This is a genomic window from Tractidigestivibacter sp. (genome assembly GCF_050946515.1).
Classification (GTDB): Bacteria; Actinomycetota; Coriobacteriia; order Coriobacteriales; family Atopobiaceae; genus Tractidigestivibacter.
Genome location: NZ_JBMNUX010000001.1, coordinates 91,377 through 107,908, shown reverse-complemented (window position 1 = coordinate 107,908; position 16,532 = coordinate 91,377). Strand labels below are relative to the sequence as shown.

The window sequence follows — 16,532 nt, the reverse complement described above, 5'->3', positions numbered from 1 at the left end:
AAGCCAGCTCTGAGCAAGGACCATCCCTAATAAGACATCGGGCGTGCGAGTACATTGCTCGCACGCCCGATTCATCTTCTGAGCTTCAATCCTGTGAAGAGCCGCCAGCAGAGAGTAGCTCGGCTATCGCCAATGCCTCTACGAGAAGTCCTCGATCTGGCCTTTGAGCTGGTCAATCGTCTGCTTGAGCTCCTCTGCGCTGTCGCGCTTCTTCTGCACGACCTCAGGGGCCGCCTTGGAGAGGAAGCCCTGGTTGGAGAGCGTGCGGTTGACGCCGTCGAGCTCCTTCTGCGCCTTGGCGAGCTCCTTGTTGAGGCGCGCGCCCTCGGCGGCGAGGTCAACCAGGCCGCCCACGACGACGAAGATCTCAAGGCCGGAGTCGGCAACCGAGACGGATCCCGCGGGCTTCTCCTGCTCGGCGCCAAGAGCTAGCTGGTCGACATGGCCGACGCTGCAGATGAACTCGCGCTGGGCCTCGAGCACGGCGACGTCCTCCTGCGCGGCGCGCACGCAGACGTCCAGCTCGGCCTTCGGGGACAGGCGGTAGCGAGCGCGCGTGGAGCGCACGGCAGAGACGACGCGGCGAGCAAGCTCGAAGTCATGCTCGGCCTTGTCGTTCACGAAGCCGGCAAGCGCGTCGGGCTCGGGCCATGCGGCGGTCATGAGGAACTTGGAGGAGTGGTCGTCCAGCCCGCTGGCGGGAAGGGCGTCCCACACGCTCTCGGTGACGAACGGCATCACGGGGTGCAGAAGGCGCATGGAGACGTCGAGCACGTAGACGAGGTTGCGCTGGACCTGCAGGCGCTCCTCGGGAGTGCCGTCAAGAAGGCGGCTCTTGCACAGCTCGATGTACCAGTCGCAGACCTCGTTCCAGAAGAACGACTGCATTCCGCGCGCGTAGTCGCCAAACTCGTAGTGCTCAAGCTGCTCGGTTGCCGACGCCACGGTGCGGGCGAGGCGCGAGAGCATCCAGGCGTCCTCGGCGGTCTCGGCCTTGGGGGCGCCGGGCGTGTAGCCGTCGAGGTTCATCTGCACGAAGCGGCTCGCGTTCCAGATCTTGGTGACGAAGCTCTTTGCCTGCTCGGTGCGGGGGCTGTCGATGAGCTTCTTGGTCTTCTTGTCGATGTTGGCGTCGAACTTGACGTCTTGGTTGTTGGTGACGAGCGTCAGCAGGTTGTAGCGCATGGCGTCCGCGCCGTACTTCTCGATGAGGTCCATGGGGTCGACGCCGTTGCCCTTTGACTTGGACATGCGGCTGCCGTCCTTGGCCAGGATCGTTGCGTAGATGTAGACGTCGTGGAACGGCACCTCGCCCGTGAAGTACAGCGAGCTCATGATCATGCGGGCGACCCACAGGGCGATGATGTCGCGCGCCGTCACCAGCACCTTGGTGGGATGGTGTCCCTCCATCTGCTCGGGATGGTCGGGCCAGCCCTGCGTGGCGAAGGTCCACAGCTGGCTCGAGAACCAAGTGTCCAGCACGTTCTCGTCCTGATGCACGTGATGCCCTCCGCACTTGGGGCACACGTCGGTGTCCTCCATGAGCGCGTCTTCCCAGCCGCAGTCGTCGCAGTAGAAGACAGGGATGCGGTGACCCCACCAGAGCTGGCGAGAGATGCACCAGTCCTTGAGGTTCTCCATCCAGGTGAGGTAGGTCTGCGTCCAGCGCTCGGGATAGAACTTGACCTCGCCTGAGGTCACGGCCTTGGTTGCGGGGCCCTTCAGCTTGTCGACGGCAACGAACCACTGCTCGGAGAGCCAGGGCTCAAGGGCCGTGTCGCAGCGATAGCAGTGCATGACCGAGTGGTCGAGGTCCTCGACGTGATCGAGAAGGCCGTGCTCGTCAAACCACTTGACGATGGCCTCGCGCGCCTCGTCTCGGCTCATGCCAGAGAACTCACCATAGCCCTCGACCACGTGGGCGGTCTCGTCGAAGATGTTGATCTTGTCCAGGCCGTGGGTCTCGCCCATGGCAAAGTCGTTGGGGTCATGCGCGGGCGTGACCTTCACGAAGCCGGTGCCGAAGTTCTTGTCGACATGCCAGTCGGAGAAGATCGGGATCTCGCGGTTGACGATGGGCAGCATGACCTTGGCGCCCACGAGCTTTGCCTTCTCGGGGTCCTGAGGCGAGACGGCGACGCCGGTGTCGCCGAGCATCGTCTCGGGGCGGGTGGTCGCCACGGTTACGTACTCGATGCCGTCGACGGGCTCCACGAGCGGATAGCGCAGGTACCAGAGGTGGCCATGCTCGTCGTGATACTCCGCCTCGTCATCGGAGATGGCGGTGCGGCAGTTGGGGCACCAGTTGACGATGCGCTTGCCGCGGTAGATCAGGCCGTCATGGTACCAGTCGCAGAAGACCTTGCGCACGGCCTTGGAGAACTCGGGCGACATCGTGAACTTCTCGTCGGAGAAGTCGATGGAGCAGCCCATGCGCTTGATCTGGCTGACGATGGTGCCGCCGTATTCGTGCGTCCAGTCCCAGCAGGCGTCGATGAACTTGTCGCGGCCCATCTCAAGGCGAGAGATGCCCTCGCTCTTGAGCTTCTTGTCAACCTTGGTCTGCGTGGCGATGCCGGCGTGGTCGGTGCCCAAGATCCAGCGCGTTGAGCGGCCGCGCATGCGGTTGTAGCGGATGAACGTGTCCTGGATGGAGTCGTCCATCGCGTGGCCCATGTGGAGGATGCCCGTGACGTTTGGCGGCGGGATTACGACGGTGCAGTCGCCAACGCCCTTGCTGCGCTGATAGCAGCCGGCGTCAATCCACTTCTGAATGAGCTTGGGCTCGGCCTCTTGCGGGTCGTAGGTCTTAGGCATCTCTTCCACAGTGCGTTCCTCTCAAAACTGCCCCGTCGGTGCGGGGCACACAAATTGCAGCTCATCAGCTTAGCACAGGCACGCGCAGATACGCCGCGCGGCGGCGCGGCGAGCCGTCGCGCGCGAAAACTTTCACGGTTCATGGAAGGTCGATGCTCCGGGAAGCGAAAGGCCGTCGCGCGAGCCTTTGCTACCTCCTGATGAAGCGCTCGTCCGATGGCGGCTGCGAGTCGTCGCTCACGTAGCGCTCCACGTCCATATGGAGGTCGTACTTCTCGCGCAGCTCCGCGAGCTGGGCCATCATCGGCGAGGCGTGGTGGGCATCAATCGCCGCCTGGTCTTTCCATGCGTCGATGAGAAGGACGGTCTCGGGGTCGTCCAGCGGAAGGAAGTACTGATAGCGCTCGTTTCCCTCCTCCGCGCGAATGGCGTCGGCGATGCCGCTCGACTCCATCTCGGCCGCAAAGCGGCGGGCGCTTCCGTTGGTTCCGTGGTAGTAGAGGTTCACAACGAGGCTCATGGGCTCTCCTGTCTTCGCACGCCGCCTGGCTGGCAGCGTATGTATGCTATTCCGCCTGCCACCAGGGCTTGTCGGCGGCAAACGACTCGAGCGGGCCGAGGTAGGCGCATTCCTCATCGGACAGGGAGTCGCGCGCGCAGTCAAGAAGCGTCAGCTCCCACTCATAGAGGGGAATCCCATAGGGCTCGGACTGCTTGCCGTGCGCCTGGACCTCCCTGATTGCGGCCTCGACGTCCTCCTGGCCAACCGGCCAGCTTCCGTCGTGGACGCCCAGCGCCTCCTCAATCTCCTGGAGCGCGTCATCGGAGTAGAAGACGCCCTTCAGAAGCGCCACATACCCTGCGATAACGTCACGTGGCACGGAGTCTGCCGGGCGCACCTCCACGACGCGCTTCAGGCGCGCATGGGGCCAGAACATCGAGAGCAGGTGCTCCACGTCGGCCTCGCTCATGGGAGAAGATCCGTAGACCTCGCGCGCGGGGGCGCCTCCCGTAGCCTTCAGGGTGGGCGCTGTCACAAAGATCGGCGGCGTTGCGAGCACCCAGTCGGCCATCTGCGAGAACCCATAGCCGTCCTCGAAGAGGCCTGGCTGTATTCCGCAGCGGGCATCGTCGACGTCCGCCCAGACAGAAAGGCGGCGAAGCGGCAGGTGGTTTGGCTCGCCCTCGAAGGTGCGGGTGTTGTCCATCATCGCGGTGAGGATGGGCGTCATGGCAACCGCCACGCGAAGCTTGCGGATGGCGTCCTTCTCGTTGCGGTAGTCGATCGAGACCTGAGTGGACGCCGTCGTGCGCATCATGCGCTCGGCATGGGTCCCGATGGAGTGGAAGTAGGCGTCCATGTAGTGGTAGCGGCGCTTGGGGATGAGCGGGAGGTCGAGCGCCTTTGCCGCGGGGTTGTAGCCGACGGCCTCAAGGTGAAGGCCATGCCGGGCGAGCACGGGGTCGAAGGCCGCACGGAACTCGTCGTAGCCCTCCATCACGACGCTCACGTTGTGGTGAGGCGCGACGCTGACCTCGATTTGGCCCGCAGGCTCAAGCGAGATGTCCGCGGAGGAGCTCGAAAGGCCGATGAGGTCGCCGTCGGCGCCAAGCGTCTCTCCCTCAAACGAGGGGCGCAGCTCCTCCAAGACCTCACGAACGCCTGCCACGCCATCGCGAGGCTCGTAGGTTGCGGGCCTCCCGTCGTCGCTGAGGACTTGGTGCTCCACTTCAAGGCCCAAAAGGCCATACTCGGGCCCCTGGTGGAAGCCCCTCTCCCAATAGCTGATCACACGCCGCTTGTTCTCGGCATAAATAGCATCTTTCGTGGTCTCGGGCACGCGATATCGCCTCTATGAAATAGAAGTCAGTTAGTAGGAGTTCAGTATACCCATCCGCCACGGCCACGTCGGCCATCATCACAGCTATCATCAAACGAGTATCGAGACGGCTCGGAAGAGGGGCAGGCATGGCAGAGGCGACAGAGGCATCAACTTCGCGGCTCGAGCTCATCTTGGGAAAGGATGGCGTAGAGCGCCTTGCAAAGTCGTTCGTCGTCGTGCTGGGCATCGGCGGCGTGGGCTCCAACTGCGCAGAGGCGCTTGCCAGAGGCGGCGTCGGCACGCTTGCCTTCGTTGACAGGGATGTGGTGGAGCCAAGCAACATCAACCGCCAGGCTGTAGCGTACTTCTCCACCATCGGGCGTCCGAAGGTCGAGGTCATGGCCGAGATGGCGAGAGACATCAACCCAGAAGTCAATGCCATAGCTGTGAGGTCTTTTCTCACGCGCGACAACATCGGGCAGCTCATGGCCTCTTTTCCCCGCCGGCCCGACTACGTTGTCGACGCAATCGACAACGTGACTGCCAAGCTCTCGGTAGCGCTCTGGTGCCAAGAGAACGAAGTGCCGCTCGTCTCGAGCATGGGAGGGGCCAACAAGCTTCATCCCGAGCTTCTGCGCTTTGCTGACATCAACCAGACGCACGACGACCCGCTCGCAAGGATTATCCGCAAGGAGGGGCGCAAGCGAGGCATCCGCAAGCTGCGCGTGCTGTACTCGCCTGAGCATCCGGTCTCGGCAAGCTCCCCCGGCGGAGCGCCCGAAGGCACGCGCCTTCTGGGCACGATGTCATACTTCCCGCCCATCATGGGGCAGATGCTCGCTGGCGACGTGATCCTCTCGCTCACAGGCCTTGCAAAAAGAGGCGAGCACAACGAACGCCAGAAGGCGCAGCCATGAGGTACTTTGACGCTCACGTGCACCTCGACCTGATGACGAATGCCGCCGAGGTGGCAAGCCAGGCCCAAGGACTGGGGCTCGGGGCGCTCTCGTGCACCGTGGAGCCCGCTGGCTATGCGCCCGCGATGCAAGAGCTGGCAAAGGCCGAGGACATTCACGTTGCGCTAGGAGCCCACCCGTGGTGGGTTGCCGACGGCCGCGTGAGCGGGGCCGACATCGACTCGCTTGTCGAGATGCTCGCCACAACGCGCCTTGTGGGCGAGGTTGGGCTTGACTTCTCGCCCAAGCACGTGCGCCCCGGGTCAAGAGGCGCGCAGATGGAGGCTTTTTCTCGCATCGTATCTGCCTGCGTTGAGACAAGTGACCCTTCACATCCAAAAGTCTTGTCGATCCACTCCGTGCGCGCGGCAACGACCGTGCTGGACCTGCTTGAGCGCGAAGGGGCAACGAGCGCGTGCCGCTGCGTCTTCCACTGGTTCTCTGGCTCGACCGACGAGCTGTGGCGCGCCGTCCGCGACGGATGCTGGTTCTCGCTCGGCGAGCGCTCTCTCGCGACCGGCAAGGGACGAGAATACGCAAAGCTCGTGCCGAAGGATCGCTTGCTTACCGAGACGGACTACCCTCCGCGAGAGAGCGCGCCCGGCTCTGCGGAAGAGGTCGTCGAGTCCCTGCGGCGCGCGCTCGCAGGCCTCGCCACGGCACGGAAGTGCGAGGAAGGCGAGATTCAGGAGCTCATGGTTGAGAACGCGCGAGCGCTCCTCGCCTAGCGCAAAGATGGCCAGAGAGCTACAGCTGACGCCTGTTCTGTGGGTTTCAAGAGCTAGAGGCCTGCGCGCTTGCGCTGGTAGCCATCATGCTAGAGTCAAGCAATGCCAAAAGTTAGCGTCTCTTCCAAGCGTTGCGGAGACGCCTAGGAATTTTGGGCCCCGCCGGCCCTATGGAAGAAAAGGGCACATGAAGCCACTGCGCAAAGCCACTCCCCTCGGGGAGCCCCGTTCAAGAACAATGCTCGCCACCTCGTCGAACGAGCTGCCTCTTCGCCTCGACGACGTCGTTATCGTCTTCGCCTGCAACGAATACTTCGTCCCATACATGTCGGTTGCCATCGAGTCGATCATCGAGAACGTCTCGCCCGAGCGCCATTACGACATCATTGTGCTGACACGCGACATCTCCCCCACCTCGATGATCACGCTGACCGAGCAGGCCACCAAGGACAACGTGGATGTCGGCTTTCTGGACGTGGACGCCGCGCTTGGCGACCTGGAGCTCCCGCATCACGGGCACTTCCGCCCCGAGACGTACTTCCGCCTTCTTGCGCCGACGCTGCTTCCCAACGTGAAGAAGGCAATCTACCTAGATTCCGACCTTGTGGTCTGCAAGGACGTCTCTCCCCTCTTTGACACCGACGTGGACGGCTACCTCTTGGCGGCAACGCGAGACGCCGACACGATCGGCCAGATCGACGGCTACGATGCGACCGTCGAACCGTATCTGAAAAACGAGCTTGGGATGGATGACCCTCACGACTACTTCCAAGCGGGCGTCCTTCTCATGAACCTGGAGAAGTTCCGCCAGACGATAAGCGCGCCCCAAATCCTTCACCTGGCAACCGAGCGCGAGTGGCGCTGGCTTGACCAGGACGTCCTCAACAAGGTTGTCAACGGCCGCTATCGCCGAGTCCACATGAAATGGAACTATCTGGTGGACTGGCAGCACATGAGGCGCACCCACATCGTGCGCCAGGCTCCAATCGACGTGCAGCTTGAGTACGACGAGGCCAGAGAAGAGCGCTGCATCGTACACTACGCGGGACCGGACAACAGGCCTTGGCTCTACCCAGACTCTGACCTGGCCGAGCTCTTCTGGTACTATGCCGCAGGCTCCCCCTATCTCGACGAGCTGCGCGGACGTCTTGCAGAGTCACGCTCGACGGCCGCGGGGCTCTTCCGCCGCGCATGGTCCGTAGCCATCTACCACGGCGTGATGCGCGCCTTCGACTACACCTGCCCCGGCGGCTCGAAGCGTCGCGAGAACATCATCAAAGGCTACATGTTCCTTGGCGGAACGACGGGCTAACGACCCCGGACAGACGAGAAGCGCGGCGGAACAAAAAGGCGGCTACGGTCCTGATGCCTTGGACCGCGGCCGCCTTTGCTGCGTGCTTGTAGGAGCTCCCCCTAACTAGAGCTCCCTCAATCTAGGAAGCGAGACTAGCTGGCACGGTGCTTTCCCAAGAGGGGCTCCTGGCGAATGATTTCGGGGGGCTCTTTCCCGCCAACGCTCTCTGCCGTCACGATGACCTTCGTGATGTCGAGGTCGCTCGGCAAGTCAAACATGGTCTGCTCGAGCGTGGACTCGCAGATGGCGCGAAGGCCGCGGGCTCCCGTCCCGCGCTCGATTGCCTGGTGGGCGATCTCGCGGAGAGCCGCGTCGGTGAACTCGAGGTCGACGCCCTCGATCTCGAACATGCGACGGTACTGCTTCACGAGCGCGTTTCTCGGCTGCGTCAGAATCTGGACGAAGTCGTCCTCGGTCAGCTCCTTGGTGGAGCAAATCACGGGGATTCGGCCGATGAACTCGGGAATCATGCCAAACTTGTGGAGGTCCTGAGGCATGACCTGCGCCATGAGCTCGTCTTCGTCGGCGTCGTTGCCGCGGGAGATCTCGGCATTGAAGCCGACTCCCTTCTTTCCAATGCGGTCGGCGACAATCTTGTCCAGACCGACGAACGCGCCGCCGCAGATGAACAGTATGTTCCTCGTGTTGATGTGGATGAGCTCCTGCTGGGGGTGCTTGCGGCCGCCCTGGGGCGGCACGCTTGCGTCTGTGCCCTCAAGGATCTTGAGGAGCGCCTGCTGGACTCCCTCGCCGGAGACGTCGCGCGTAATCGAGAGGTTCTCCGCCTTGCGCGCGATCTTGTCGATCTCGTCGATGTAGACGATGCCAATCTCGGCCCGCGAGACGTCCCCGTCGGCAGCCGTGATGAGCTTGAGCAGGATGTTCTCGACGTCCTCGCCCACGTATCCGGCCTCGGTCAGAGTCGTGGCATCGGCAATCGCGAACGGCACCTCGAGAAAGCGAGCGAGCGTCTGGGCAAGAAGCGTCTTGCCCGTGCCCGTGGGACCAAGCAGGAGGATGTTGCTCTTTGCGATCTCAACGTCCTCCTCGCCCTCGGGCACCTCGTCGTTTCCAGAGAGGATGCGGCGGTAATGGTTATAGACGGCCACGCTCATGGCGCGCTTTGCTGCCTCTTGGCCCATCACGTACTGCGACAGCTCGTCGTAGATTTCGTGTGGGGTCGGCACCTCCTTGATGGGAAGGGAGGAAGCATCGATCTCCTCATCTTCGGAGCTTGCGTCCGCCTCGTCAATCATCTCTGCGCAGGCGTGAACGCACTCGTCACAGATGAAGACACCGCCCGGACCCTGGATGAGCTTGTCTACCTGGCTGCGGGTCTTCCCACAGAAGGAGCAGCGCATCTCTCGTCCGTCGTCGCCCCTGCCTCTGCCATTCTCTGCCATTCGCTACTCCTGGTTGCTCTGCTCGGCGCGCGATGTGATGACCTTGTCGATAAGACCGTAATCAAGCGCCTCCTGCGCGCGCATGTAGTTGTCGCGCTCGGTGTCGGCGTGGACCTTCTCGACTGGCTGACCGGTGTAGTCAGAGAGCATCTGGTCCATGTGCTCACGGATCCACTTGGTCTCGTTTGCCTGAATCTGGATGTCTGTCTGCTGGCCCTGCGTGCCGCTCGACACCTGGTGGATGAGGATCATCGAGTTGGGCAGCGCCAGGCGCTTGCCCTTGGTGCCAGCAGCAAGAATCATAGCGCCCATCGAGGCGGCCATGCCCACGCAAATGGTGGAGACGTCGGGCTTGATAAAGTTCATCGTGTCGATGATGCCCAGGCCCGAGTAGACGTCGCCGCCAGGAGAGTCGATGTAGAGCGAGATGTCCTTGTCGGGATCTTGGCTCTCGAGGTGCAACAGCTGCGCGATCACGAGGTTCGCGGACTCGCGCGTGACCTCCTCGCCGAGAAAGACGATGCGGTCGTTCAGCAAGCGCGAATAGATGTCATAGCTGCGCTCGCCGCGCGGGGTCTGCTCAACCACGTATGGGATGAGCGGGATGTCCTTTGGTGTTTGCATTACGAGTTCCTTCCTCTAGGTACACGGTCGCCCCGGGGACGCCAAGGCGAACCCGGGGCGAGAAGGTTATACCCAAGTTAGGGGCTACTCTTCCGCAGAGTCCTTTGCCTCGGCCTCAGCGTCATCAGAAGCCTCGTCGGCCTTGGCTGCCTCCGCAGCCTCGTCGACCACGGTCACCTTGGCGTTCTCGACCAGCCAGTCAAGGGCCTTGGTGCGCTTAATGGAGTCGCGAATGGCAGGAAGCCTGCCCTCGGAGCGCCACTGCTCGATGGAGGCGTCGACGTCCTTGACGCCGGCCTTCTCGAACTCGGAGCGGACGTCCTCCTCGGTGGCCTCAAGCCCAAGCTGGCGAACGATGGCGTCGAGGGCCAGCGACTGGCGAGCGCGCTCCTCGGCCTGCTCGTGCAGGTCGGCGATGAAGTCGTCCACGGGGATGCCGCGGGCCTGAAGGTACATGTCAAGGCTGATGCCCTGGCGCTGCATCTGGCCGAGGACCTCCTGGCCGAGCTCGTTGAAGACCTCGTTCTGGTAGTTCTCGGGAATCTCGTCGAGGGTCAGTCGCTCGCCCACGGCCTCGACCACTCGGTCCTCCTTGAGGCCGGGAAGGCTGACCTTCTTGTCCTCAGCGATCTCGTCGCGGACGGCGTCCTTGAAGGCATCGACGGTGTCATAGCCGAAGCCCTTCTTGGCATACTCGTCGGTGAGCTCGGGGACGTGCGGGCGACGGACGCCCTTGACCGTGAACTTGGCCTTGTAGCTGTCCTCGTGCGCGTCGTCGCCCTCGCCGTGTGACACGGTCCAAGCGACCTCCTTCTCGTCGCCGGCCTTGGTGCCAACGAGCGCATCGAGCACCTCGGCGGGCACCCTGTCGTCCTCAAGGGTGAGGGACTGGTCGTTGCCAGCGAGCTTCTCGGCGCCCTCCACGTTCTCGACGTCGACCTTCACGACGTCGCCCTTCTCGGCGACCTGGTCCTCGGGAAGGTCCTCATAGGTGGTCTGGTAGGTCAGATAGCGCTTGACCTGCTGTTCGACCTCGGCGTCGGTGACGTCCTCGGGAGGCATGTTGATCTCGGGAGCGTCATAGGAGCTGAGCTCGGCGGCAGGACGCACGTTGATCGTGACGTCGATGACGTAGTCAGTGTCATCGACGGCAGGCTTAACGTCAGAGCCGAAGTCAACCTGGCCGATGGGCACGATGTCGAGCTCGTCAAGCATCAGAGGCTCGGCGTCGTTCAGGAGGTCATTGGTAGCCTGAGCGCGGACCGACTCCTTGCCGATGATGCCATCGATCACCGGGCGCGGGGCATGACCGCGACGGAAGCCCTGGAAGTTGTACTTGTGCGCGATGTCCTTGTAGGTCTTCGCGATAGCCGCGTCAACGTCAGCGGCGGGAATGGTGAGCTTCGCGGCAACCTTGTTGTCCTGCGGCTCTTCGGCAGTGACAGTGATCTTCAACGTTCCTCCAGTGTCTCGTGCCTCGGCAGGATGTGCCCCGCCGAGCTTGCTTCGGCTGTATGTATGTGGTGCGGGCGAAAGGACTCGAACCTTCACGGAGTTTCCCCCACTGGAACCTAAATCCAGCGCGTCTACCAGTTCCGCCACGCCCGCATTGACACACATAGCCTTGCAATCATAGCAAAAACGTTGCCAGTGTACCCACGCGCCGGCGCATCAATTCCAATAAAGTCCGCAGGACGAGCGCAGCCGAGCTTTTTTGAGCGAGCCTATTCACCGGGCCATGGCAAGAGCGCGCTCCTCGTTGTTTCCGTAGCGGCTCTTGATAAAGCCTTGTCTATCCGGCGATCTCGCGGACTGCAGCGATTGCGGCGTCCACCTCAGCTGCCGTGTTGAAATACGAGAAGCTGAAGCGGACGACGCCCTGGTCGACCGTCCCAAGCGCCTGGTGCATGCGAGGAGCGCAGTGGGCGCCCGGCCTTGTCGCGATGCCGTAGCCCTCGGCGAGCGCGTCGGACACGGCGCCCGAATCGTAGTCGCGGATGTTGATGGAGACAATCGCGGTTCTCTCGCGGCCGTCCTCCAGCGTGATGTCGCCATAGACCTTGACGCCATCGACGTTATGGACGCCCTCGTAGAAGCGCTGCATCAGGATTCGCTCATGATGGCTGATCGCGGTCACGCCAATGTCCTCGACAAAGTCGAACGCTGCGGAGAGACCGGCCAGCCCATGGCTGTTGAGCGTTCCTGCCTCGAGGCGCGTTGGGTAGTCTGCGGGCTGCGCCTTCGAGTATGACTGGACGCCAGTTCCGCCCACCTTCCAGGGACGAATCTCGACTCCCTTGCCCACGCACAAGCCCCCTGTCCCCTGAGGACCATAGAGTCCCTTGTGACCGGTGAAGCAGAGGACGTCGATGCCCATGGCCTGCATGTCTATGGGAACGCATCCCGCAGTCTGAGAGGCGTCTACGACAAAAATCAGGTCGTGCTCGTGGGCAATCTTGCCGATGCGGGCCACGTCAACGAGGTTTCCGGTCACGTTTGAGGCGTGATTCGCCACGATAAGCCGCGTGTTCGGCTTGATCAGGCGCTCGAAGTCGTCATAGTCGATCATCCCCAAGCGGTCTGCTGGCACAAAGTCTACTTGCAGACCGCGTTCAGCCTGAAGTCGATAGAGCGGACGCAGGACGGAGTTGTGCTCGAGGTCGGTCGAAATAGCATGATCGCCTTCATTGAGAATTCCCATGAGGGCAATGTTGAGCGCCTCGGTGGAGTTTGAGGCAAAGCAGACATGGTCGGGGCGCCAGCACCCAAAGAGGCGGGCAGCCTTCTGCCTGCAGGCGAGGTCCACTCGGGATGCCGCAAGGGAGCCCGAGTGCGCGCCGCGCGAGGCGTTCCCCATCGTCGTGAGGGCCCTCGCCACGGCTTCGACCACGCAGTCGGGCTTCTTCATCGTCGTCGCGGCATTATCGAGGTAAATCATTGCGCTTCCTATGCAGGTTTGCTTAGATGACAAGGCTGTAGACTCCGGAGTGCTCTATTCCCGCCTCGTCCAGAGCCGGGAGAAGCACCTTCTCGTCTCCTGGCGCGGCCTTCCAAGAAAGGCCGCAGCCAGCCGAGATCTCGCGGGGCAGCGGGATGATGCGGCCGGGGAGCCCCTTCGAGAGAAAGAGCTCCTCGGCCTCCATGGCCGCAGTGGTGCTGTCGAAAGAGATAACGACGGCGGGGCGTTTCGGAAGGGCCATGGCTCGTCCCTACGGACGGACAACCAGCGTGGCGCCCTCGAGCTTATCCACGATCTCGTACATGTTGGAGACTCGACCAACCTTGAGCTGGTCGGTGATGCCGTAATAGTTCAGGCAGGTGCCGCAGGTCATGATGTCGACGCCAGCATCCGCCATGGCCTGGATGTCCTCGAGCGAGAGCGAGCCCTCGCAGGTGAGGTGAGCGCCGCCGTTATAGAAAATCACGGTCTGCGGCAGCTCGTCCTGCTGGGTGAGCGAGTAGATGAAGGCCTTCATGAGCTGGCGGCCAAGCTTGTCGTCTCCCGAGCCCATCGCGTCTGAGCTGATCTGCACGACCACGTTTTTCTTCTGCGGAACCAGGCAGGTAGCGTTGTCGATCTCGTCAGAGGAGACAGTGAGCCCCTCGGGAACCGCAATGCTGACCTCGTAGCTGTTGTCTCCCTTGGTCTCGACGGTCGCAGAGAGCCCCCTGTCGGCAGCAAGCTTCTGCAGGTTCTGGACAGCGGTTCCGTTGTCGACCAAAGTCACGACGGTGCCTGCGCTCTCCATGCCCTTGATGGCCTTGAGCGTCATGACCACGGGGATGGGGCAGGCCTTTCCCATTGCGTCTACCTTAACGATGTTTTCCATGATTGCTTCCTTCCGCTATCGGATGCAGCTATTGCTGAGAATTGATGTGACCGCGCTGAGAAGTGACGTAGCCGCCTCCGCCTTGCCAGCCGTTGCCGGGGGATTCCGTCATCGCGAGAATTACCGCTGACGCGATTAGCGAGATTTCGTCTTCCGCAATGGTTCTCGCGCTCAAGAGAACGCGGCCATCATGGACGCGGCTCACTATTGGCACAGCTGACTGGCGAAGGCGTCTCTCAAGCCCGCGCGCGCCGAGGTCGCCTGCGCCAAGCGACACGGCGCAGCCCGGCAGCGTGACCCCAGGAAGAGAGCCGCCGCCGGCCTCGTCTTCCACGTCTTGGAGGCGCGCGTCGACGCCTTGCCCTTCTGAGCTGATCGCGTCGAGAAGGAGCTTGGCGCGATCAGCGCAATCCTCCCGGCTCATGGCGAGCATGCGGAGCGTGGGCACGCGAGAGATGGCCTCCTTTGGGCTGAGGCAAAGCTGGAGCGTTCCCTCCAGCGCAGCAAGAGAGAGCTTGTCGATGCGAAGGGCGCGAGAGAGGGGATTTCGCTTGAGGCGGTCAACAAGGCCCTTGCGACCGAGTATGATGCCTGCCTGGGCAGACCCCAGGAGCTTGTCGCCGGAAAAGCACGCGAGGTCAACCCCGTCCCGGATTGCGGCGCGGACGTCCACCGCCTCGGGGATGCCCAAGAGCTCGGACGGAAAGAGCGTGGCAGAGCCGGCATCAAAGATCGCTATGGCTCCGTGCTGGTGTGCCATTTTCGCAAGGTCGCCCGCAGAGACGGATTCGGTAAATCCTTTCATGACGAAGTTGCTGGCATGCACTTTCAGAAGAGCCTCGGCGCCTTGGCCAAGGGCTCGCTCGTAGTCATAAGGATGCGTCTTGTTGGTGGTCCCTACCTCGAGAAGCTCGGCTCCCCCTCGCTCCATGATGTCTGGCACGCGGAAGGAGCCGCCAATCTCGACGAGCTCGCCACGAGAGATGGCAACCTTCTTGTTCCGGCAAAGCGTGTCGAGCACGAGCAGCACCGCACTGGCGTTGTTGTTCACGACCATCGCCGACTCTGCGCCAGAAAGCTTGCAGAGGAGACGCTCCACATGGGAATAGCGACTGCCACGATTCCCGTCGGCGAGGTCGTACTCGAGGTTCGAGTACCCAGCGGCGACTTCGGCCACATGGCGCGACACCTCTTCGCCCAAAGGGGCACGCCCGAGGTTGGTGTGGAGCACGATGCCCGTCGCATTGATGACGCGGCGAAGGCTGTAGTTTTCGCCCAAATCGAGGCCATCCAAAATATCTGCCGCGATTTCGTCGACAGAGGGAACTGAGGCCATCTTGCCAGTGAGGACGTTCTTGCGAAGGACCTCGAGATAGTCGCGTGCATACTCCCGTACCTGCTCATATGGGAAACGCGAGCAGGCGTCATCCAACGCAGGGCTTGAGAGAAGCACGTCCACCTTTGGTATTAGGCGGAGAAGCGACGTGTCAGACACGCATCCTCCAATTCCAATCGCCATGCCATAATCCATCGCAAAGAATATTAATCGCGTTTAGGAAAAACTTCCATACCAACGCATCCGACCGGCTTGAGAGGCAGCAGAAGGCGCCCGCCTCAGCGAGGGGACGCCCATGCAAACGGACCTCTTAGAGCATCTCGAGGAACGCCTCGACGCGGGTCTTCAGCTGACCAGAGTCTTCGCTGGAGTAATCAGTAGTGATGTGCATGTAGGGGATGCCAGCCTCCTGCGCTGCCTTCTCCATGCCGAAGGACTCCATGTCATAGATGGTGCAGAACTGCAGCGAGCAGTCAATGATGCCGTCGGCATGCTGCTCCTTTGCCATCTTGAGCACGTCCTCGATGCGGCCGGGGTTAGGCGTATAGATTGCGCAATTGATGTTGAAGTAGCGGTCGGCAATGGCGTCGTAAAGCTCGTCGAGCGTCTGGCCGCCCTCGTCGACGAGGTCCTTGTAGTAGCGGCTGCCCGTGCAGCACTCCTCTCCCACGATTACGGCGCCTGCCTGCTCGATGATCGTGAAGATCTTCCAGTAAGGTACGGCCATGGGCGTGCCGGTGTAGAGGATGCGCTTTGCTCCCTTCTCGCTCACGCCGACGCCGTCATGCACACGCCTCTCGCACTCCTCCGACATCTTGTTGATTGCCGCAGTAAGCCTGACGGGGTCGTCCATGAAGGCCGCCTGCACGGCCAGCAGACTATCGAGGCCAGAGATGGGAGCCGGATCGGCAGAGCGCGTCTTGTAGAGTCGCTGGAGCGCGCGGCGCTTGTCGTTCGCCTGCTTGATTGCCGCCTTGAGGCCCTCGTAAGCAATCGTGTTTCCAGTCTCCTGCTCGACGCGCTTGGCGAGTCGGCGCACCTCGTTTCTGAAGTGCTGCTTTGTCTCGTCGGTCTTCACGTTGGGAACGTCCATGATGAACATTGGCTTCTGGGTTCCGAAGAACTCATAGGCCTTCTTCTTGCCGTCGCAGGTGTTCTCGCCCACCACGAGGTCGCTCGACTCGATATAAGGGCACACGCGACCAAGCTTGAAGCCCGTAAAGCTCTTGATGAGAGGGCAGGTGTTGCGGGGCAGATGCTCCTCAACCTTGGCAGTGTCCCAGTCGGCGCCAGAGCAAAGGCCCACCGAGGTTCCGCCTGCCGCGGTGATGATTTCCTCGGGAACGTAGAGGCAGAAAGAGCCGACGACCTTCTTTCCCTCAGCGTGCTTGGCATCAACCATCTCCTTGATGCGGCCGGAGTGGATGTTCATCGCAACCCCGTCAAGGTACGAGGTCGACTCTGGACGATTCTTCTGGGAGAGATAGCTTTCCTGATACATCTGCCCAACGGCTCCAAGAAGGCCGTCGTGGGCTTGGACGTCCATGCCGAGCTCCGACCACATGGGGTGGTAGTCGACTTCGGCTGTCTGAGAGTTCTCGCTGCTCTCGCTCATCGAAATTCCTTTCCTCTTGCTCGTTCCTACGTAATGAGGGACCCCT

14 protein-coding genes and 1 tRNA gene are annotated in these 16,532 nt (G+C 62.1%); 3 read left to right on the top strand and 12 right to left on the bottom strand.

Going from position 1 to position 16,532, the window contains the following annotated elements; genetic code table 11:
- Positions 1-138: 138 nt before the first annotated feature.
- The 3 genes from ACOYJL_RS00470 to ACOYJL_RS00460 all read right to left on the bottom strand — a co-directional run bounded on the left by ACOYJL_RS00470 (position 139) and on the right by ACOYJL_RS00460 (position 4,658).
- Positions 139-2,826, bottom strand: coding sequence for a valine--tRNA ligase (locus tag ACOYJL_RS00470; RefSeq protein ID WP_433568228.1), 2,688 nt, complete (start codon positions 2,824-2,826; stop codon positions 139-141).
- Positions 2,827-3,007: 181 nt separating this feature from the next.
- Entirely contained in the window at positions 3,008-3,337 is a 330-nt protein-coding gene (locus tag ACOYJL_RS00465; protein ID WP_433568227.1) for a putative quinol monooxygenase, read from the bottom strand.
- 46 nt (positions 3,338-3,383) lie between these two features.
- Positions 3,384-4,658, bottom strand: coding sequence for a glutamate-cysteine ligase family protein (locus ACOYJL_RS00460; RefSeq protein WP_433568226.1), 1,275 nt, complete (start codon positions 4,656-4,658; stop codon positions 3,384-3,386).
- Positions 4,659-4,786: 128 nt separating this feature from the next.
- Between ACOYJL_RS00460 and ACOYJL_RS00455 the strand changes: the two genes are divergently transcribed.
- The 3 genes from ACOYJL_RS00455 (at position 4,787) to ACOYJL_RS00445 (ending at position 7,636) form a co-directional block, all read left to right on the top strand.
- Entirely contained in the window at positions 4,787-5,557 is a 771-nt protein-coding gene (locus ACOYJL_RS00455; protein WP_433568225.1) for a tRNA threonylcarbamoyladenosine dehydratase, read from the top strand.
- A complete protein-coding gene (locus ACOYJL_RS00450) occupies positions 5,554-6,324 on the top strand; it encodes a TatD family hydrolase (protein WP_433568224.1) in 771 nt (256 codons plus the stop codon). The genes ACOYJL_RS00455 and ACOYJL_RS00450 overlap by 4 nt, the downstream gene beginning before the upstream one ends.
- A 187-nt stretch (positions 6,325-6,511) precedes the next feature.
- The gene (locus ACOYJL_RS00445) at positions 6,512-7,636 is read left to right on the top strand and encodes a glycosyltransferase family 8 protein (RefSeq protein ID WP_433568223.1); all 1,125 of its coding nucleotides are present in this window, start codon (positions 6,512-6,514) and stop codon (positions 7,634-7,636) included.
- 134 nt (positions 7,637-7,770) lie between these two features.
- Here ACOYJL_RS00445 and clpX read toward each other — a convergent pair whose 3' ends face one another.
- The 9 genes from clpX to ACOYJL_RS00400 all read right to left on the bottom strand — a co-directional run bounded on the left by clpX (position 7,771) and on the right by ACOYJL_RS00400 (position 16,486).
- On the bottom strand, positions 7,771-9,081 hold the full coding sequence (clpX, locus tag ACOYJL_RS00440) for an ATP-dependent Clp protease ATP-binding subunit ClpX (protein ID WP_433568222.1): 1,311 nt from the start codon (positions 9,079-9,081) through the stop codon (positions 7,771-7,773).
- Between the two features lie 3 nt (positions 9,082-9,084).
- Positions 9,085-9,705: an ATP-dependent Clp protease proteolytic subunit gene (locus ACOYJL_RS00435; RefSeq protein ID WP_433568221.1), complete on the bottom strand. Its 621-nt coding sequence runs from the start codon at positions 9,703-9,705 to the stop codon at positions 9,085-9,087.
- 84 nt (positions 9,706-9,789) lie between these two features.
- On the bottom strand, positions 9,790-11,160 hold the full coding sequence (gene tig / locus ACOYJL_RS00430) for a trigger factor (RefSeq protein WP_433568220.1): 1,371 nt from the start codon (positions 11,158-11,160) through the stop codon (positions 9,790-9,792).
- 66 nt (positions 11,161-11,226) lie between these two features.
- Positions 11,227-11,313 (bottom strand) — tRNA-Leu (locus ACOYJL_RS00425).
- A 184-nt stretch (positions 11,314-11,497) separates the two neighbouring features.
- Complete coding sequence (locus ACOYJL_RS00420) at positions 11,498-12,643, bottom strand: aminotransferase class V-fold PLP-dependent enzyme (protein ID WP_433568219.1); 1,146 nt, start codon at positions 12,641-12,643, stop codon at positions 11,498-11,500.
- Positions 12,644-12,665: 22 nt separating this feature from the next.
- A complete protein-coding gene (locus tag ACOYJL_RS00415) occupies positions 12,666-12,905 on the bottom strand; it encodes a DUF3343 domain-containing protein (protein ID WP_433568218.1) in 240 nt (79 codons plus the stop codon).
- A 9-nt stretch (positions 12,906-12,914) separates the two neighbouring features.
- Positions 12,915-13,535, bottom strand: a complete 621-nt coding sequence (gene yedF / locus ACOYJL_RS00410) for a sulfurtransferase-like selenium metabolism protein YedF (protein ID WP_433568217.1) — start codon at positions 13,533-13,535, stop codon at positions 12,915-12,917.
- A gap of 28 nt (positions 13,536-13,563) precedes the next feature.
- A complete protein-coding gene (selA, locus tag ACOYJL_RS00405) occupies positions 13,564-15,054 on the bottom strand; it encodes an L-seryl-tRNA(Sec) selenium transferase (protein ID WP_433568216.1) in 1,491 nt (496 codons plus the stop codon).
- Between the two features lie 127 nt (positions 15,055-15,181).
- Positions 15,182-16,486: a double-cubane-cluster-containing anaerobic reductase gene (locus ACOYJL_RS00400; RefSeq protein WP_433568215.1), complete on the bottom strand. Its 1,305-nt coding sequence runs from the start codon at positions 16,484-16,486 to the stop codon at positions 15,182-15,184.
- Positions 16,487-16,532: the final 46 nt, after the last annotated feature.